This is a genomic window from Oribacterium sp. FC2011 (assembly GCF_000701645.1).
Taxonomy (GTDB): domain Bacteria; phylum Bacillota; class Clostridia; order Lachnospirales; family Lachnospiraceae; genus Oribacterium.
Genome location: NZ_JNJM01000001.1, coordinates 1 through 19,523, shown reverse-complemented (window position 1 = coordinate 19,523; position 19,523 = coordinate 1). Strand labels below are relative to the sequence as shown.

The 19,523-nt window shown below is 38.4% G+C and carries 14 protein-coding genes; 12 read left to right on the top strand and 2 right to left on the bottom strand.

From position 1 onward, the window contains the following. Positions 1-181: 181 nt before the first annotated feature. The 8 genes from rpmB (at position 182) to T357_RS0100035 (ending at position 8,768) form a co-directional block, all read left to right on the top strand. The gene (gene rpmB / locus T357_RS0100070; protein WP_029201014.1) at positions 182-400 is read left to right on the top strand and encodes a 50S ribosomal protein L28; all 219 of its coding nucleotides are present in this window, start codon (positions 182-184) and stop codon (positions 398-400) included. Between the two features lie 249 nt (positions 401-649). After that, positions 650-1,009 carry an Asp23/Gls24 family envelope stress response protein gene (locus tag T357_RS0100065; protein ID WP_031547376.1) on the top strand — a complete coding sequence of 120 codons (360 nt, stop codon included), beginning with the start codon at positions 650-652 and terminating at the stop codon, positions 1,007-1,009. A gap of 28 nt (positions 1,010-1,037) precedes the next feature. Next, positions 1,038-2,753 carry a DAK2 domain-containing protein gene (locus T357_RS0100060; protein ID WP_031547374.1) on the top strand — a complete coding sequence of 572 codons (1,716 nt, stop codon included), beginning with the start codon at positions 1,038-1,040 and terminating at the stop codon, positions 2,751-2,753. A 197-nt stretch (positions 2,754-2,950) separates the two neighbouring features. Then, a complete protein-coding gene (gene recG, locus T357_RS0100055) occupies positions 2,951-4,987 on the top strand; it encodes an ATP-dependent DNA helicase RecG (RefSeq protein WP_031547372.1) in 2,037 nt (678 codons plus the stop codon). A gap of 163 nt (positions 4,988-5,150) precedes the next feature. Next, positions 5,151-5,711 (top strand): 16S rRNA (guanine(966)-N(2))-methyltransferase RsmD, encoded by a 561-nt coding sequence (rsmD, locus tag T357_RS0100050; RefSeq protein ID WP_031547370.1) that lies wholly within the window; start codon positions 5,151-5,153, stop codon positions 5,709-5,711. A 72-nt stretch (positions 5,712-5,783) separates the two neighbouring features. After that, the gene (coaD, locus tag T357_RS0100045) at positions 5,784-6,263 is read left to right on the top strand and encodes a pantetheine-phosphate adenylyltransferase (protein WP_031547368.1); all 480 of its coding nucleotides are present in this window, start codon (positions 5,784-5,786) and stop codon (positions 6,261-6,263) included. 20 nt (positions 6,264-6,283) lie between these two features. Beyond that, positions 6,284-6,907: a hypothetical protein gene (locus tag T357_RS0100040; RefSeq protein WP_044915692.1), complete on the top strand. Its 624-nt coding sequence runs from the start codon at positions 6,284-6,286 to the stop codon at positions 6,905-6,907. A gap of 268 nt (positions 6,908-7,175) precedes the next feature. After that, positions 7,176-8,768, top strand: coding sequence for a sensor domain-containing diguanylate cyclase (locus T357_RS0100035; protein ID WP_031547364.1), 1,593 nt, complete (start codon positions 7,176-7,178; stop codon positions 8,766-8,768). A gap of 116 nt (positions 8,769-8,884) precedes the next feature. On the opposite strand, the gene T357_RS0100030 is transcribed toward T357_RS0100035, so the two are convergent. Beyond that, complete coding sequence (locus T357_RS0100030; protein ID WP_031547362.1) at positions 8,885-9,868, bottom strand: nucleotidyltransferase family protein; 984 nt, start codon at positions 9,866-9,868, stop codon at positions 8,885-8,887. Between the two features lie 281 nt (positions 9,869-10,149). Between T357_RS0100030 and T357_RS19700 the strand changes: the two genes are divergently transcribed. After that, on the top strand, positions 10,150-13,185 hold the full coding sequence (locus T357_RS19700; protein ID WP_031547360.1) for a bifunctional diguanylate cyclase/phosphodiesterase: 3,036 nt from the start codon (positions 10,150-10,152) through the stop codon (positions 13,183-13,185). Positions 13,186-13,333: 148 nt separating this feature from the next. On the opposite strand, the gene T357_RS0100020 is transcribed toward T357_RS19700, so the two are convergent. Then, entirely contained in the window at positions 13,334-13,825 is a 492-nt protein-coding gene (locus T357_RS0100020; RefSeq protein WP_031547359.1) for a hypothetical protein, read from the bottom strand. Positions 13,826-14,243: 418 nt separating this feature from the next. Between T357_RS0100020 and T357_RS0100015 the strand changes: the two genes are divergently transcribed. From T357_RS0100015 to T357_RS19695, 3 genes are all read left to right on the top strand, one after another. Next, positions 14,244-15,416, top strand: coding sequence for an SPFH domain-containing protein (locus T357_RS0100015; RefSeq protein WP_031547356.1), 1,173 nt, complete (start codon positions 14,244-14,246; stop codon positions 15,414-15,416). Positions 15,417-15,418: 2 nt separating this feature from the next. Continuing rightward, entirely contained in the window at positions 15,419-16,864 is a 1,446-nt protein-coding gene (locus tag T357_RS0100010) for a hypothetical protein (protein ID WP_031547354.1), read from the top strand. 70 nt (positions 16,865-16,934) lie between these two features. Then, a complete protein-coding gene (locus T357_RS19695) occupies positions 16,935-19,277 on the top strand; it encodes a TIR domain-containing protein (RefSeq protein ID WP_031547352.1) in 2,343 nt (780 codons plus the stop codon). Positions 19,278-19,523 lie beyond the last annotated feature (246 nt).

The window sequence follows — 19,523 nt, the reverse complement described above, 5'->3', positions numbered from 1 at the left end:
ATGCAGATTTACATTTTTTGATTAAATAGGCGGCTTGGCAATTATTGACAATTTTAGTCCTCACATTTAAAGTTTTTTTTGTAAAATAAAGCTTGCATTATAGAATGATATTTGATAGTATATTCAAGTCGCGAATTCAGATGTGCATCTGATTCGATTATTGTGAAAGGGAGGTGCAACCATGGCAAAATGCGCAGTTTGTGAGAAGGCAGTTCACTTCGGAAATAAGGTAAGCCATTCACATAGAAGATCAAACAAGATCTGGAAGGCTAACGTTAAGTCAGTCAGAGTTATGGTAAATGGCGGTACAAAGAAGATGTATGTATGTACTTCCTGCTTAAGATCTGGCAAGGTTCAGCGTGCAATCGGTACATCTAAGACTGTTGAAGCAAACGCTTGATTCAGGATCGTCTAGTTGATGTATGATAGGGTATTACGAGAGCATTTTCGTAATACCCTTTTTTCATGCAAGAGTGCTCGCTTGTTAACGTCAGGCCAAAGTAAGAGTGCATGGTTATAATATATATGTTATAATCAAAAGACATGGGTACATCTGAAAGTCAGTATCAAAGGATGTGCAGTATGTTAATGTGTGATTTTAACTGAAGCGTTTTATTTATATCAAATAAGATATTTCTGGAGGTACTTTATGAAAGGAACAATTGCATCCAAGCTGGGTGAAATTCAAATCAATCCTGATGTTATTGCTACCTATGCAGGAACTACCGCGATAGAGTGTTTTGGAATCGTTGGTATGGCTAAAGTGTCATATCAGTCCGGCGGTCTTGTAAAGCTTCTTAAGAGAGAGAGTATTACAAAGGGCATCATGGTAAGGATTGAGGATAATGAAATCCTTTTGGACTTTCATGTCGTCGTTTCTTATGGTGTCAGCATCCAGGCTGTAGCCGACAACCTTATCGAAAACGTAAGATACAAAGTTGAAGAGTATACCGGTATGAAGGTAAAGAATGTAAAGATTTACGTAGAAGGCGTAAGAGTAATTGATTAATGTACCGGTTTTAAAGGAGGAATTACCTGTGGGTAATCAGATTGATGCGAAAAAGTTACAGGATGCTTTTCTTGCAGCCGCAAATAATCTAAATGTTAATAAGGAATACATCAACGAGCTCAACGTATTTCCTGTTCCGGACGGTGATACCGGAACCAATATGACCATGACCATCATGTCAGCTGCAAAGGAAGTGGCTGCCATTACAGATCCGACCATTGAGAACGTAGCAAAGGCTATGGCCAGCGGTTCACTCCGTGGAGCAAGAGGAAATTCAGGCGTTATATTAAGCCAGCTCATCAGAGGTTTCACAAAAGAGATACGTGAGAATTCTGAGTCAGGTTATATTGATGGTCTTACTCTTGCAAGAGCCTTTAACCGTGCGGTTGAGACTGCTTATAAGGCGGTAATGAAGCCTAAAGAAGGTACGATTCTTACCGTGGCCAAGGGAATGGCTGATCGTATCACAGAAGTATCTGTATCAGAAGAAGATATCGTCAAGATGCTTTCAGATGTAATAGCTTATGGAGATGAAGTTCTTGCCAAAACTCCGGAGATGCTTCCGGTACTGAAAGAAGCAGGTGTTGTTGATTCCGGCGGACAGGGACTTATGACTGTGGTAAAGGGTGCACTTTCCATCGTAAAGGGTGAGAAGCTTGACATAAATGTTAAGGATCTTGAACTTGATGTAAACCCTGCTGCAGCGCCTGTAAGTGAAAGAAAATCCAGAGGGGACATTTCAACAGCTGAGATTAAATTCGGCTATTGTACAGAGTTTATGGTTAACGGAGACCATGAATTTACAGATGAAGAGGTTGATGGTCTCAGAGACTGGCTGAACGGTGTAGGTGACTCTATCGTTTGCTTCTCTGATGAAAATGTCATTAAGGTTCATGTACATACAAACCACCCGGGTGATGCCTTTGAGAAGGGTCTCAGCATGGGATACCTTTCAAAGATGAAGGTTGACAATATGAGACTTGAGCACAACGAAGTGCTCATTAAGGATGCGTCAAAGATCGCCGCAGAGGAAGCCCCTTCAAAGAAGGATGATAAAGCGGAGGCTGTAAGCAATGAACCGATGAAGGATTTCGGATTCATATCGGTATCTGCAGGTGCCGGTCTTACAGAAATCTTTAAGGGAGTCGGTGTTGACTACGTTATCGAAGGCGGACAGACCATGAACCCTTCAACCGAAGACATTATAAACGCCTGTGAGAAGGTTAATGCCAAGACCGTTTTCGTTTTACCTAACAATAAAAACATTATTCTTGCAGCAAATCAGGCTAAAGCAATTGTTGAGGACAAAACCATCATGGTTGTTCCTACAAAAACCATTCCTCAGGGAATATCCGCTATGATAAGCTTCAGTCCGGATATGACCGCAGCTGAAAACTTTGAAGCCATGAAGGATGCTTCAGAATATGTAAGTTCTGCTGAGATCACCTATGCTGTCCGTAATACTACGATAGACGGCCATGCAATAGAGGAAAACGATATCATGGCTCTGGGTGATGAAGGACTTCTTTCTGTCCAGAAGGATATAGGAAAAGCTGTGGAGGAAGCAGTTTCAAAGATGGTAAACAGCGAGTCTGAGATTATTACCATTTATTACGGACTTGATGTAAAAGAGGAAGATGCAGAAAAGCTTGCCGGAGTCATCCGTAAGAAGTACCCGTCCCTGGAGACAGAGCTTCAGTTTGGCGGCCAGCCGATATACTACTACTTCCTTTCAGTAGAATAGGCATTAATATCTTGAAGATGTGTAGTTTGGATTTGCCGACACTATCACTGCTTCAGCCAATGTGATCAATATTTTCGCTCCTGAGATTACTCGGGAGCGATTTTAAGTTCACTCTAAGGCTGTGGAATATGTAATGATCTAAACCAGGTACACTGAAATCCTACAGTTAAGGCTAAGGAAATACCTATATAGAAAGAATGGAACTAAAAGATCTTAAGGGCATAGGTCCGAAAACAGAAAAACTATATAATAAGCTCGGAATATATTCAGTTAATGACTTGCTGTATTTTTTTCCCAATACATATGTGAGCTTTCATAAACCTGTCCCCATCGGAAATCTTCAGGAGGGTGAAGTACAGGCGGTGACAGGCATGCTGGAAAAAGATGCGGCTGTAGTCAGAGTTCACGGGCTCCTTATGACCAGTGTGTATCTAAAGGATATTTCCGGACGACTCAGGATAACCTGGTTCAATGCACCCTTTCTCCGGACTACCCTGAAAGCCGGTTCAATGTTTGTTTTTATGGGAAAGGTTGGCAGTTACAATGGTCAGAAAACCATGAACCAACCAAAAATCTTTTCTCCAGAAGCTTATGAGAAAAAGGTTGATACTCTGGAACCTGTTTACAGCCAGGTGAAGGGATTGTCCAATGCCTCCATAGTTAAAGCAGTCAGTCAGGCCATAGAGGTGGCTGAATATAAAGAAGATTTTGTACCGGTCGCCATAAGATACAACAGACAACTAATGGAAATGAAGGATGCTGTGGCACATGTTCATTTTCCTGAAAATATAGAGGACTTTGAAAAGGCCAGAGGCCGTCTTGCATATAATGAACTCTTTTTATTTTCTTTGGCTCTTGTGAAGAAGAAACAGAATACGGAAGATCTGAAATCCTTCTTTAAGCTTACTCCGGATAAACGTGTAGATGATTTTTTAAAAAATCTTCCTTTTTCTCTGACAAAGGGTCAGTCCGAAGCCATTGAAATCATCAGGAATGATCTCTCATCAGGAATGATCATGAACCGGCTTCTTCAGGGGGATGTGGGTTCCGGAAAGACTATAGTTTCCTTCGCAGCCTGTCTTGAGACCGCATTGAACGGTTATCAGGCAGCTATTATGGCCCCCACAGAAATCCTGGCAGGTCAGCATTATGACAAAATGAAAAAGCTTCTGGAAGAAAATGACCTGAACCTTAAAACAGTACTGGTCACGGGTTCTCTTAAAGCGAAAGAGCGGCGGGAGATCTATGAGGAGATTGAGAATCATAAAGCAGATATAATCATCGGTACACATGCATTGTTTCAGGAAAAGGTTACTTATAAAGATCTGGCTCTGGTGGTTACGGATGAGCAGCACAGATTCGGAGTCAACCAGAGAAAGACGTTGAACGAAAAGGGAAGAAATCCCCATGTGCTGGTAATGTCAGCGACCCCCATCCCGCGTACTCTTGCAATGCTTATGTATGCGGACATGCAGGTCAGCCAGATAAAGGAGCTTCCTTCCAACAGGCTCCCCATAAAGAATGCTGTTGTTAACGAAGGCTATCGTCAGAAAGCCTATAAATTCATATACGATGAGATAAAGAAGGGACGGCAGGCCTATATCATTTGTCCTATGGTTGAAGAGAATGATATTCTTGACCTTGAAAATGTTACCGACTATGTTTCGAAGATCCGGAAGATTTTCCCTAAGGAAATAAAGATAGAAAAGCTTCATGGAAAAATGAAACCCAAAGAAAAGGATGACATAATGGAGCGGTTCCTCAAAAAGGAAATCGACATTCTTGTATCAACCACAGTTGTTGAGGTAGGCGTGGATGTGCCAAATGCTACAGTTATGATGGTTGAGAATGCAGAACGATTCGGACTTGCACAGCTTCACCAGCTCAGAGGTCGTGTTGGAAGATCCTCCCATCAAAGCTTTTGTATTTTTGTGGATACAGAGAATTCGAAAAAGTCAAAGGAAAGACTTTCCATACTTGCGTCCTCCAATGACGGTTTCCATATAGCAGAGGAGGATCTGAGACTGAGAGGCCCCGGAGACATATTCGGTATCAGACAGTCAGGTGCCCTGGATTTCAGTGTTGCAGACATATATCAGGATAAGGTACTTCTGCAGAAAGCATCGGAAGATGCAGTTTATGTATTTAAAACAGATCCGGGACTTTCCAATCCTGAAAACCTGGAACTTAGACAGGAACTTGATATGTTTCTGGAAGAAAGCTATGTGCTTTAATTAAAATAAAGTTCACAGATAAGTATTTCCTCAGTTGTAAATAATTCATTCTTAATGTAGAATCATTTCGCGATGATGTAACAGATAAGAAGAATAACCGTGTTGAGCTGTATATTGCGGCTATTAACGGCAAAGACAGTTGCACACAGAATGGAGTTAATATATGAGAGTTATTGCAGGAACTGCAAGAAGACTTTTACTTAAAACCATAGATTCAATGGACACACGCCCTACAACGGATCGTATCAAGGAAACCCTTTTTAATATGCTTCAGTTTGAGGTTCCCGGGATTGATTTCCTTGATCTTTTTTCCGGATCCGGAGGAATAGGTATTGAGGCTTTGTCCAGAGGTTCAAGGAGAGCGGTATTTGTGGAAAACAATCCAAAGGCGGTTGCATGCATACAGGAAAACATTGAGCACTGCCGCTTCGAGGACAGATCTCTGGTGATGGCTTCGGATTATATGTCAGCTTTAAACCGGCTGAATGGAAAAGGATATCATTTTGGAGTTGTTTTCATGGATCCTCCTTATAATAAGGGATTTGAGAGAAAAGCCATGGAACTCATGCATGATGCTGATTATGTTGATGACAATACCCTTTTTGTTATAGAAGCAGATATCAATGATGATATAACAGAAGACATAGCAAAAATGGGCTATGAGCTGCAAAAAGAGAAAACATATAAAACAAATAAACATGTTTTCTTCAAAAAACTTCAATAGTTTGGAAAATGTTGCTGTTTACAAGCGATAAGTTTACGTGCTATAAATATATACCGAGAAAGAAGAAAAGATATGATAGTGGGTGTTTATCCTGGTTCCTTTGATCCGATTACATATGGTCATCTTGACATTATAGAAAGAGCTTCGAAGATGGTTGATAAGCTGATAGTCGGAGTTCTCGTCAACAGCTCGAAAACTCCGTTGTTTTCGATGGATGAACGTGTTAAAATGATTGAGGATTTGACTCGGGATTATGGTAATGTCGAGGTAAGATCATTTGATGGCCTCACTGTAAACTTTGCAAGGGATTGCGGAGCTTCAGTTATGGTCAGAGGGCTTCGTGCAGTAACTGATTTTGAGTATGAACTTCAGCTTGCACAGACCAACAAGGTCATTGCGCCTGATATTGATACTATTTTCTTAACTACAAATCTTAAGTATTCTTATCTGAGTTCCAGTATGGTAAAAGAGATTGCCAGCTACGGCGGAATGATTCATGAATTCGTACCGGACTATGTAGAGAAAAAAATCAAAGAAAAATATAAAAAATAATATAAGGGTGGAATAGATATATGAGCAGAATAGAACAGTTAATTGGCGAGATTGAAGAGTACATTGACGGTTGCAAATTTCAGCCACTTTCAAATACAAAGATTCTTGTAAATAAAGAGGAGATGGAGGAGCTTCTGGTTGAGCTCAGACTCAGAGTACCTGATGAGATAAAGAAATATCAGAAGATCATTTCACAGCAGGATGCTATTCTTGCTGACGCAAAGAGTCAGGCAGAAGCAATGATCCTGGATGCCAAGCAGCAGACTGAGGAGATGGTTTCAGAGAATGAGATCATGCAGCAGGCATACAACAAGGCCAATGAGCTTGTTCAGCAGGCACAGGCACAGGCCGATCAGATCCTTGCCAATGCAACAGCAGAGGCAAACAGTGTGAAGGCCAGTGCTATTTCATATACAGATTCTATTCTTGCTTCTATAGAAGCTCTTATGAGTAATTCTATTTCTGAGCAGCATCAGAGATTCCAGGCTATTCAGGATAGCATGCAGAAGACCTACAGTGTTGTAGTAAGCAATCGAAGAGAGCTCAATAACGCTATGCAGTCTACACCATCACAGGCTCCTGTTGCTCCTATGGAGCCTCAGTATAATGATGAATATGCTGCGCAGGATGATTTTCAGCAGTAATCATTGGTGAGTCAGACTATTTTAGAAGCGTAAATGGTTTAAATCAAGGAATATAGTAATATCATGAAACGATATTTAAAGAGTACTTTATGAGAATAGGGTACTCTTTTTTGTGTGGTGTAATACCTTAGATAATTAATAAATATGACTTTACGAAATATTAAAATGTTCTGCTACCGGATATGGTGTATAATGACTTCAAATCTTTAATAATATTCTGTAAGAAAATCAGTAAACAGTTTTAAACCATAGGCCGGAGGAAATGTACATGCACTTGAATATATCGCTGGTGATCCGACTTTCAGGAGATAAAAGTACTGAATGCTTTGATAAATATAAACCTGTAGTGAGCAAGGGCGCAGACAATGATTATGCGTCTGATTTTACTGTGAAAATAATCAATCCGGAGCATCCCGGGGACTGCCCACGTAAATGTGATGTTATGGTGGTGACTGATGAAACGGATTTCCTCGCCGGACTTCCTTTTGGCGAAGACATTAAGCTTTATCCTGTTTATATAGGAGATTCTGAGGATGTGAAGGAACTCTTTCTGACAGGAAAAATCTACGATATATGGCCGGAAAATGAGGATGATGAAATAAGGAAGGTGCGCTTTGACAGGGTACTGCGCAGTATCAAGTCAGTTTACGATGCCTGGTTATATGAAAATATCCTGACCACCATAAACGATAGTGTTCCGGATATGATCTGGTTTAAGGATATGAATGGACTCCACTGGAGAGTTAATGATGCCTTCTGTGAGGCAGTCAATAAAACCAAAGATGACTGCCGCGGAAGAGATCATAGCTATATCTGGGGAGTTCCCATTGAGGAAGGGCTTGCCTGCCAGGATTCTGAGGAGCAGGTAATTAAAGCGGGACGAACCTGCGAGTTTGAAGAGCCTGTGAAAAAGGTGGAGGGGCTTAAGCTTTTTAAAGTATATAAGTCTCCTATCTATGACAGATTCGGAGATATCAGCGGAACCACGGGCATAGGACGTGATATAACGAATTTCAACAATATGGGACTTGAATTATCTCTGCTTGTTGAAAATATACCTATACCGATACTTATTCTCTCAACAGACAGAAAAACAGTCAGAATGAATGGATTGTTTGGGAATTCTTTTATCGGGGATATGGTGGTTCCGGAGTTGTTTGAATATGAAAAATGGAAGGATACACATCTGAGAACAACAGCTATCATCGAAGAAACAGATGAGACTGTCAGGTATGAGGCTTCTATAAAAATTGGCGGCAGAAAGCACTATTATGTGGTGAATGAAAAACGTATACGTGATTATTTCGGAAATACCTCGGGTTATTTCTGTTTCTTCCGTGACGTTACGGATGAGAAAGTATATGAAAAACACATCATTCGTATGGCCAATACAGACGCCCTTACCGGCTTATATAACAGAAGATATTTTTATGATTATATAAAAGAGCATTCGGCCAATGAGATGACACTTTTATACATGGATCTGGACTTTTTCAAGACTGTTAATGACACCTTTGGACACACCCGCGGAGATGAAGTTCTGAAGAAAACTGCCGATTTCATCAAAGATATATATGCTGACGGTATCGCCTCAAGACTGGGAGGAGACGAATACGCTGTGGTTCTCCTCAGGAAAATGGAGAAGAATGAATATACGAAGAAAGAGAAGCTTCTCCAGGAAAAAGTAAGATCTCTTTTCAGAAAAGATAATAAGGATTATTTAGGCGTAACCATAAGTGTGGGAATGATCGTTTCAGACGGAGCCTCAAGTGAAGGCAAGTTTGATATAGATGAGTTCCTCTTTAATGCCGATAAAAAGATGTATGAAGCAAAAAGGAAACATCATTCTGAGCATAAATAACAGTAGTATCTTATAAAGATATAGTAGGCTATTTCCGTTAAAAATCTGTGGAATCATGTAATGTACGAGAGCTTAAATCATAATCTTTTTTAGAATAAAAAAATCCGGGAACCATATCATAGTGGTCCCCGGATTTTTGCAAGATGTTCATATGGAAGTATGAGCCTTCCTTTATACAGGCCGCAGCCGTCATTCATCGTCCTGTTATCCAGTGCGCTGAACATGTTGACATTAACCTTAGATAAGTCTAAGTTTCTGAGCTCAATGATACGGTTATAAGCTTCGTCAAAGTAAAGATTTTCACCCACAGGAATGGTGTTTCTCTGAACCAGAGGATTCTCCTGCTTTTTCTCGTAAAAATAATGATTTGCCGTTCCTATCTCAGCGTAATCATCCATATCCTTTGTTCTTAACTGAACCTCCGTAAAGTTTCTGGAAATTCTGTCATAAAAGGTGATATGCAAGGAACGGTAGCCTGATGAACGTGGATTAGCTATATAGTCCCTGTAATAGGGCTGAACCGCGGCTGACATTAAAGGAGAGGTGTTGTGCTGCTTCATGGCGGCAAGCTCTGCGGTGAAACCACGTTCTTCAAGAAATTCCGGCAGAACGTTGGCCATTTCATACAGATATTTCAGTTCTTCTGTTTCAAGATCCTGCCCTTCAGAGCGATTGCCCGCGGGAAGGGATATAACTATCCTGTAGGCTATCAGATCTCTGAAATTGTTTACCTTTGCCTTAAGTGCCGAAATGGGCGGATATTCATTGTGTTCCAGATAATAATCATAAATAAACTGCACTATGTATCCGTTGAATTTCTTTTCTGCTCTTAATATAGACTTGATACGGCCTTTCAGATTAAAGGACAGGAAAGGATACTTTTCAGACAAATATATGTAGAAGTCCTGAATACGCTGGGATTCAGACGTAAGGAATTCATTATGTTCAAGGATTTCTGATAACTCAAGTAAAAAGTTACAATGAGCGATATCAAGCTGATTCCGGGTCAGGAGTGCATCTTTTTTCAGATCAGCGCTGTAGTTATGCAGTATTTCAAGAACAGTATAGCCGTTGAATAAATAATCGTTAAGTTTAACCATATTTTTGTATAAGCATTCTGAATTTTGATACATTAAAAAACAGAACCATAAAATCCGATATTTGATAAAGAAATACTACCATATTTTTGTTTTTTACACAAAAAATATTACAGTTTCGGATATATTTTCTGTAAAAGTGTCGATATATAAGCTTGGATATGGAAATATTTTTTAGTGTCATTGGTTTCCGAAATTAGCTTTTCTTAACCTGATTCTAAAATCTATTTATTGTTTGAGAGTTTGATGTAATTGTCTCTTGTGGGTTTTATAAGGATTTAGTTATGAGAAGTTATAGTGTCATTGAAGACGGAAACATGAAAACAGGTTGGTATGGTTTTTCTACATTATCCGTTGTGGGTGATGTATTGGGATACGCAGATGAGATACTTGGAGAGATAAAGGCTGATTTTGATTATCCAAAGCACTCTTTGGTTTATTTTGATTTTGATATTTTCGATCCGTCAACAAATAGTTATGGAACAAAAGACAAAAACAGGTATCTGGAGGATGCTTTTTCGGTTGTCCATGACTTTTTCAAAGATGAACATATTTCACGTCTTTCTGTAGATAAATATATATTCTGTTCAGAAACCTTTGGACTTATTGAAAAACTTGAAAAACTGAATGCTGCAGTACACTCTTTGCAAAACGGAGAGCTCATCCGTTTAAATGCCGGAATCTATAATATGAGCGCAGACGATATTGCTGTTATGATCGATTGTGATCTTGCAAAGATTGCCTGTGACCATATAAGAAATGATCCCGACAGGTTTTACTGTGTCTATAAGCCGGGCTTTGACAAAACCGATGCCCTTGAGGGCTATATTCTTGATAATGTTGATTCAGCAATAGCCTCCGGCAATATTGAAGTTTATTATCAACCCATCATCAGAACCCTTTCCGGAAGAGTTGCGGGTGTTGAAGCATTGGCCCGTTGGACCGATCCTGTAAAGGGAGTTATTCTGCCCCTTAGATTTATCGGTGCCCTGGAAAATAACGGTCTTTCCTATAAGGTTGATGAGTATATCGTTTCAAAGGTGGCTGACAGCTTGAGAAATCAGCTTGATGCAGGTAAGGAGGTTGTTCCTGTTTCTGTTAATATCTCAAAATCGGATTTTGATGCTACTGATCCGGTGAAGATGATAGTTGATTCTTTGAATGAAAGAAACCTTGATCATCATCTTATAAATGTGGAAGTATCTGAGAAAGTATTCATCGACAGTACAGAGCATATGAAGGATGCAATTGAGCGTTTCCACAAGGAAGGCATCAAGGTTACCATAGATGATTATGGAACAGGCTATTCTTCTCTGAATGTCATCAAGGATTACGATTTTGATGAACTGAAGATAGATATGGAGCTTCTCCACAGTACAGGTAAAAAAGCCAGAACCATTATTATATCAACCATTAAAATGGCTAAGGAGCTGGGTATACATACCGTTGCTGAGGGAGTTGAAACCGATGAACAACTCCGTTTTCTTAAGAGCACAGGCTGTGAAAAGGTTCAGGGATACTATTACAGTGAACCTCAGTCCATGAATGTTTTTTATCAGCATCTGGCTGATATCAATATTCCTTCCGAAAACAAGGCTATCTCTGAATTCTATGACAAGATAGGTCTGGTTGATATCATTAGCAGCCAGGCTATGGCATTGGTTGGTCTTAACAGAAACAGGTTTAAAAAGTTATTCTCCAATGTTGTATATCAGCAATATGAAAAGAGCCTGTTGGAGGAACTCAGGGCCAATGTTGTAGACCATACAGAAATAGATGAATTCCCATATGGACTGGATCTGCTGGATACAGCATATAAGGCAATTGAGAGTAAAGAGACTGAATATATCACCTTTGATTCTACAGGATGCCAATTCAAGTTCTCTGTAGTGCTTATTTCATCCTATGATGATTACAATATGTTTCTGGTTGGCTTGGATGTCTCCAGCTTTGAAAAGAGATACGGGATGATCATGCCGGATTCATATGAGGATGTTCCTGTGCCTTTTGCTATATACCGTCCTGTTATGAATGAGGATAAAAGCAAGGTTGTGGATATGAAATATGTATTCATCAACCGGAGGTATGCAGACGAAGCGGGAAAGAGTCCCGAGGATATTGTGGGTAAGACTTATCTCCAGCTTTATCCGGAATCTGAAAAAAAGTGGATCGAGATACCATATCAGGCTATGGTCAACAACAAGATAGTGAAGGAAAAAATGTTCATAGACTCTTTGGGGAAATGGGCTGAATTTACTATCATGCCATCCTCCATTCCCGGTTGCTGCTCCGTGGCTCTGAATGTCCTGGACGAGAAAACTTCCAGGAAGGAGCAGATTGCCCAAAATACCATCACGGATGATGTTATCGTAAGTGTTGCCAAGGTTCTGAACGGCGATAAAAGATTCCATGAGGCTATGAAGGATGTTTTTTACAGAGTTCAGCATGTTGTTAATGCTGACCACCTGTTCATCATGAAAAAGAATGAAAGTATTCTGAATAATGCATATGAGTGTTATGGTGAAGATATTATGTTGGAGGATGACAAGGTAGAGGAAGGTATTCCTTACGAAGTCGTTGATAAACTATGGAGGAAATTTGCCAGAAATAAAACTTATATATTTATAAATGACATAGAAAAAGTTAAGGCTGTGGGCGAGGAGATATATGAGGGCTTCAAGTCTCAGAAGATAGAGCAGTTCTATGCATTTCCTTTTTACAGTCGTGCTGAGCTCACAGGTTATTTATGTGCGATAAATTGTAAACCAATAAAAGAAATAGATATCAAGAGACTGTTTGAAACTATTTCATTCTTTATAGGAGCTTATATTTCAAATCATGACTATGAACAGCTGATCAATTACGATGCTCTCACCAAAGTCAATAACAGAAATGCCTTTATCGATAAGGAAGAGGACCTTATGGAGAAGGAGGTTTCTGTGGGGATTGTCATTGCGGATCTAAATGGCCTCAAGGAAGTAAATGATAACGGCGGTCATATGATGGGTGACAGTTTTATTAAGAATACCGCAGATTTTCTTGCAGAGATTTATGGAAGACAATATGTTTATCGAACCGGAGGCGATGAGTTTGCTGTTCTGATACCTTCTATTGATGAATATATTTTCAAAGAAAAAAACGAGCAGATTTTAAATGAACTTAACGGTGAAAAAGCACCGAACATCTCTGTCGGATTCGAGTGGTGCAGTAATGCTTCAGAACTTAAGTGGTGTATAAAGAAGGCTGATGACATGATGTATAAAAATAAGGCTATATACTATACAAAACATGACAGAAGACATACACACATTTACAATTAAAAATCAAATAACAGAGATTTTGATAGTTCTCTTTGAGTTGCCGGTCATCATTTGCAGACCGGCAACTTTTGTGATAAAAAAAGAGAGGAAAAACCTCTCCTTCTCATATGTCCACTCTTATCAATCTCGCAAGATACGCGGCTTTGATTTACAATTTGAAATCTTCAGGATAGTCATCGTAGTATAATGACAGATATCTGGGGCATTCCTTGATGCCCAGCTCATCCAGAAGCTTTGCAAATATCTCATCCAATTCTTCTTTTGTGAGATTTTTGTCGGAATCCGTCATTTCCCAGGGATATTGAGGCATCCACAGGAGGCAGTCGCCGAAAGCTTCTTCTCCCACGAACCCGAGAAAACCTGTTGTGCCATGATCTATATTGAGAACTAAACCAACCATGTAAGGAAAAAAATCCATGCCATGATCAAAAAGAACTGACTCATAATCATTGGCGCTTATTTTGTTATCATGATAGAGACAACCAAGCATATCATCCATTTCAGTTTCAGGATAGAGACTCTGAACAACTCCTCTATGCTTTGTTATGAAGCTGATAACATTTCCGCAACTGAGATCATTAAGCTGGATGCCATAGCCACTTATGGCTCCTTTTCCAAAATCACGTTTGTTTATACCCATTCCACAACCCTTCCTTTATGATAACCACATGATATTTCTTATTTGATTTTTACCCGTTCCAAATATCCTTATCTGATTTAATGATACCATAACGAAAGGTTTAAATGTAGTTGCTTAATAAAAAAGTTCGAGGCAAGTGTCTGGAACTTTTTGTATTACAGTCTGTTGGGTGTGAACAGGGAAGGAAAGACAAGTTGAACTCCCATCTTGCTTATAATCAGCTTATGGATGACAATATTTTTGGTTATATTGTTCAAGTATTTAATATAAATATCACTATTGTTTACATTGATTTATATTTCAATTTATAGAATATATAGTAAAATATAAAATCGTACATTAATGTAAGTACTTATTATTTTGAAACGTGATCTATAAAGAAAAGTTGTTTTTTCTCAAATGAACAGGAAGGTAAAATATGGCTATTACAAGTGTATTGATGTATGAAGGTGATAATAAAACCTTTGTTTGGAGACATCCCATCCAGGATTTTAATATGGGATCAGAACTGTTAGTTCATGAATCACAGGAAGCCATTTTTATGGTTGATGGAAAGGTTTTGGATACATTTGGACCGGGTAAACATATCCTGGAAACGGAGAATCTCCCCGTTGCACGCACCATTTTGAAGTTTGCAACAGGCGGTAAAAATGCGTTTCATGCTGAGTTATATTTTGTAAATCTTACAGAACAAATGGCCATAAGATGGGGGACTGATAGTAAAGTCAGTTATCTGGATCCGGTTTATGATTTCCCGCTTGAGATAGGAGCCTGTGGAGAAATGAGCTTATCGGTAAGTAATTCCAATAAGCTTTTGATTAAAGTTGTAGGAACTGAACAAAACCTTTCACAGAATCAACTGACAGTTTTTTTCAGGGCATTCCTGATGAATAGGGCAAAGTCTATTCTTGCACAGGAAATCAAAGAAAAAAAGATAAGTATTTTTGAAATTGATATGCATCTGCCAGAGTTGTCAGAGGCTATAAGGACAAAGCTTCTTGATGATTTCTTCGATTATGGTATCAATCTTAATAGTTTTCTGATCACCACAGTACTTAAACCTGATGAAGATCGTAATTATCAAAAGTTCAAAGATATCTTCTTCAGACAAAAGAGTGATGTAATGGAGGCGCAGCTCCAGCAGAAGCTTACGATAATTGAACAGGAAACTAAAGCTAAATCCACTGTTATTGAGGCTGAAGCAACCGCTAAAAAACGTGAGCTTGAAGGGTATACATATCAACAAGAGAAAGGCTTCGAAGTTGCAAAAGAAGCTGCAAAAAATGAAGCAGTTGGTCAATTCAGTAATGTTGGTATTGGTCTGGGTATGGTTACCGGAGTAGGTGCAGAAATTGGCAAAACTGTTGGCGGAGTCGCTGGACAGGCAATGCAAAGTGTTACAGTACCTGCAGCTCCGCATACAGAAAAGAGATTTTGCATGAACTGCGGTCAAGAACTATCATCAACAGCTATGTTCTGTGAAAACTGCGGCACAAAAGCAGTTACATCAAATTCATGCACCAATTGTGGTTATGTACTTACAAATGATGCGAATTTCTGCCCGAAATGCGGGACAAGAAGGGAGAAATAAAGATGAACAGGATTAAAAATCAAATATTGCTTAATATCTTTATTATCTTTGCAGGCATAGTATTTGCTTTTGTTCTGCTCATTGGAAATGTAGGACGTATTTCTGCAAATGTGGCAGTTGTCCCGGGAAGTTTCGGCGAACAGTATGCCAAGGATAATAAATTAAACATTGCAGAAATATCTGACAGTGAAAAAGGATACTTTGACCAGCGTTATGAGACCTTTGATTATTTAGTTGATGGAGACGAAATCACTATAGAACGATATAATGGTGAAAGCACGTCTCTTGTAATCCCATCCGCCATCGGCAATAAGACCGTAACTGTAATCGGTGACGATTTTTTCAAGAGTATTACAAACGTCAAAAAGCTTTACATTCCACCTACAGTAACAAAAATCCAAGGTGATGTTGATGAGAGTATCACAATCTTTTGCTATGATAATACTCCCGTGTATAAACAGTATATTGCCGATAAAGAGGCAAAACTTAAAGAGACTGAAAAAGAAACGTCTGAGTCAGAAAACTCAACAGCTGCCGAAGATACCACAGAAACTAATCCTGCTTCTGATGATGATAACAAAGAGGAAAAAGAATGGAACTATGAGTTACTATATGATTCCGAATTTGTGAATTATCAGCTTGGGGACATACCTTTCGAATATAATACGAGCGGAGTAACGGTTGATATTACAAGATATACAGGAAAAGATGACATGATTGTAATTCCTTCATATATTGATGGTCATCCTGTCACCAGTATATCTATGAATCTGCTTGGAACTGCAAAGCTCATTGTTATTCCGGATACCGTGAACAGTATTACCGGAACATCAGGAAAGTTTCTTTACTCTCCTGTGTTCGCAATTGAACTGCTATTTTCTTTGATTGCTATAATACTTTCATTGCTGACAGTCAATATATTGCTGCCAAGATACAGCAAGGATAACTCAGAATATTTACTTACAGGTGGTCGGGTAGTAAGCGTTGTTCTCTACGCACTGGCACAGATAGGATTTGCAATTGCAGCAATCTATTATATTTCAGTTACTCCGTTCTTTGCTATAGTTATTAGCCTTATAATCATCACAGTATTTGTGTTGTTTGTTTTCTCAGCAGGAATAGGACGGCAGCATGCTAAAGCGGTAACAAAAAAAATCGAAGAAAAAACATCAAGAATGGATGCTATAAAACAATCTGCAAAACTATTGGACGATTCAATATCCGATCCTGTTATAAAGATGAAGGTTACCAGGCTTATGGAAGAGATAAGATACAGTGATCCGGTCAGCACATCAGATCTTGATGGTATTGAGTATAAACTGGAATTATCACTTGGTGATGTAAAGACTGCTATCGATAATGGAGATACTGAAGGAATAATAAAAGCTGTTGATGACACAATGCATATTCTGAAGGAAAGGAATGCTTTGTGTAAAGCAGGTAAATGATATAAATACTGAGTATTGAAAGGAAAATATGTTGTTTTAGTTTCTGAAACTTCATACAAGAGAGACAAGAATGGCGAAAATTCTAAAGTGCAAGATATGTGGCGGTGACATTGAATTAAGTTCAGATAAAACAATAGGAACCTGTATGTACTGCGGATGTACAGTTACATTTCCAAAAGTTACGGATGAACAACGAATAGCTGCCTTTAATAGAGGAAATTATTTCAGAAAACTTGGCGATTTTGACAAAGCCTTATCTGTATACGAACAGATCATCAAAGAAGATGATACTGATGCAGAAGCCCACTGGTGTGCTGCCATTTCAAGGTTTGGTATTGAATATGTTGAAGACCCCATTTCAACAGAGTACATTCCAACGTGCCACCGAGCAAGTTTTGAAAGCTTTCTGGATGATATTGATTATCAGGCAGCGGTCAACAATTCAGAAGATATTACTCAAAAGCAATATATTCGCGAAGGAAACAGAATAGATGAGATACAAAAGGCAATTCTGGCTACTTCATCAAAAGAATCTCCTTTTGATGTATTCATCTGTTATAAAGAATCCGATAAAAACGGTCAACGGACACAGGAGAGTGTTCTTGCTCAAGAGATATACTATGCACTTACAGAAAAAGGATATAAGGTGTTTTTCTCAAGGATAACACTCGAAGATAAGGTTGGTACTGAGTTTGAACCTTATATTTTTGCTGCCCTGAATTCTGCAAATGTAATGGTGGTTGTGGGAACAAGCAAAAATAATCTTGATTCTATCTGGGTTAAAAATGAGTGGAGTCGCTTTATTGCTCTGATGAAAAAAGATCGAAAAAAAGTTCTTCTCCCTTGTTATAAGGACATGGATCCATATGATATGCCTGAGGCGCTTGCTGTATTACAATCATATAATATGGCTTCTATTGGTTTTATGCAGGATCTGATCAGAGGAATTGAAAAGATTATCAATCCAACTGTAACACAACGATCCGATAGTGGTTTTGACATAGATACTTTAAAAAAGAGAATATGTTTATTTCTTGAAAATGCTGAATTTAACAATGCAAAAGAGTATTGCGATAAAATTCTTGATGTTCGTCCGGAAGATACAGAGACGTATATTTTAAAGCTTTGTGCTGAATTAAGTATAAAAAATAGATCCCAACTTGAAAATGCTAAAGTTTCTTTTGAAAAGAATACTTCTTACCAGAATGCATTAAGATTTGGAACACCTAATGAAAAAGCAGAATTGGAAGCAGCCTTAAATAAAGTAAATGAAAGAAATTTACAATTGAAGATTAGCAAAAAAAAGAAGATGGTTCTTTATGCCAGGAATCTTATAATTGCTTTTGTATGTATTTTTATTGTTTTTTGTCTAATATTGAATCATAGGATCAAAAAGGCAGAGCAACTAGCTGAAGATGGTCAATTTCAGGCTGCAAATGAACATTTGCCAAATATCAAGTTGGTCAAATTACTAAATCCAATGCTTGTAAGTTACATTGAGGCAGGAGTCGATTATTCAAATGAAGAGTACAGTAAAGCATCTGAAATACTCGAAAATATGACAGAGTATAAAAATGCAGAACAATTAAAGAATAATTGTGAATACGAAATGTTGGTTGAGAACCTTTTAGATGAGAGCCTTTCAGAAGAGAAACTTCAGTACGCATTATCAAAACTATATGATTTAAAAGGTAAGGGAGTAGAAGATAGGTATAATCTAAAAAAGCAAATTTATGAATTAAAAAATAAAAAGCATATTTTAAAATTATTTGAAAATAAATCTTATTCAGCTTGTGAACCATATATTGATAGTTGGAAAAAAGAATATCCAGAATCATTGAATGCCTTTGTTAAAGAAAATCGGGAAATATGGTATAAAGATATGATTGATTATATTGATTCAATTCCTGATATGAAATCGAAGGATATAAGTAAAGCCTTTGTTAATATTGAATCACTGATAAATATAATTGGTACAGATTATAAAGATGTTAGAATTTACAATGAGATAATACGTGCTTCGTTATATGAATATAGGATAGATGCTATATTAGAGAGGGCTTCGACGAATAAATTGGCTTCAATAATCGCCTGGAGAGATTATGCTAACTGGTTTGTTGGTGAGTGGAAAACATCTGACAAAAAATATTATTTTACTTTGGTTGATGTTCAAGGTGATAAAAATGGAGATGGATATACCTATAGAACCTCATACAATCTTCCCTATTTTGATGCCCCCAATACTGTTTTTGACATTGATTTGAATGGTGTGTATTACTTGCACGATGAAAAGGATACAACAGATCCTCCTGTTTCGAGAAAAGATATGTACAAATTCGATATCATATCCAAGGACCAACTGACAGTATACTGCTATAAAGATAATAATACATATACTATATATCGACAGTAATGAAAAAACAGATTCAAAAGGAACCACTTCCCTGAATTAAATTGGGTAGATAAATTTAGAGATACGGAGATGGCTTTTATGCCATCTCCGCTTTTTTTGATTGCAGGACGTGACCACGTGCCGCGCGCTGCTTCAAGTTTTGCCGGCAGCAAAACGATCAAGCGCGTGGCACACAAAACCACCCGCTAAGCGGGTGGGTGTTCAAGTTATACAAAATCACCGTATCCTCACTATAATAGTAGTGCT

Bases quoted from the DNA above. Each gene is read 5' to 3' on its own strand.
- T357_RS0100030 (WP_031547362.1), bottom strand. From the start codon at position 9,868: ATGGTTAAACTTAACGATTATTTATTCAACGGCTATACTGTTCTTGAA.
- rsmD (WP_031547370.1), top strand. From the start codon at position 5,151: ATGAGAGTTATTGCAGGAACTGCAAGAAGACTTTTACTTAAAACCATA.
- T357_RS19695 (WP_031547352.1), top strand. From the start codon at position 16,935: ATGGCGAAAATTCTAAAGTGCAAGATATGTGGCGGTGACATTGAATTA.
- coaD (WP_031547368.1), top strand. From the start codon at position 5,784: ATGATAGTGGGTGTTTATCCTGGTTCCTTTGATCCGATTACATATGGT.
- recG (WP_031547372.1), top strand. From the start codon at position 2,951: ATGGAACTAAAAGATCTTAAGGGCATAGGTCCGAAAACAGAAAAACTA.
- T357_RS0100020 (WP_031547359.1), bottom strand. From the start codon at position 13,825: ATGGGTATAAACAAACGTGATTTTGGAAAAGGAGCCATAAGTGGCTAT.
- T357_RS0100065 (WP_031547376.1), top strand. From the start codon at position 650: ATGAAAGGAACAATTGCATCCAAGCTGGGTGAAATTCAAATCAATCCT.
- rpmB (WP_029201014.1), top strand. From the start codon at position 182: ATGGCAAAATGCGCAGTTTGTGAGAAGGCAGTTCACTTCGGAAATAAG.
- T357_RS0100010 (WP_031547354.1), top strand. From the start codon at position 15,419: ATGAACAGGATTAAAAATCAAATATTGCTTAATATCTTTATTATCTTT.
- T357_RS0100035 (WP_031547364.1), top strand. From the start codon at position 7,176: ATGCACTTGAATATATCGCTGGTGATCCGACTTTCAGGAGATAAAAGT.
- T357_RS0100015 (WP_031547356.1), top strand. From the start codon at position 14,244: ATGGCTATTACAAGTGTATTGATGTATGAAGGTGATAATAAAACCTTT.
- T357_RS0100040 (WP_044915692.1), top strand. From the start codon at position 6,284: ATGAGCAGAATAGAACAGTTAATTGGCGAGATTGAAGAGTACATTGAC.
- T357_RS19700 (WP_031547360.1), top strand. From the start codon at position 10,150: ATGAGAAGTTATAGTGTCATTGAAGACGGAAACATGAAAACAGGTTGG.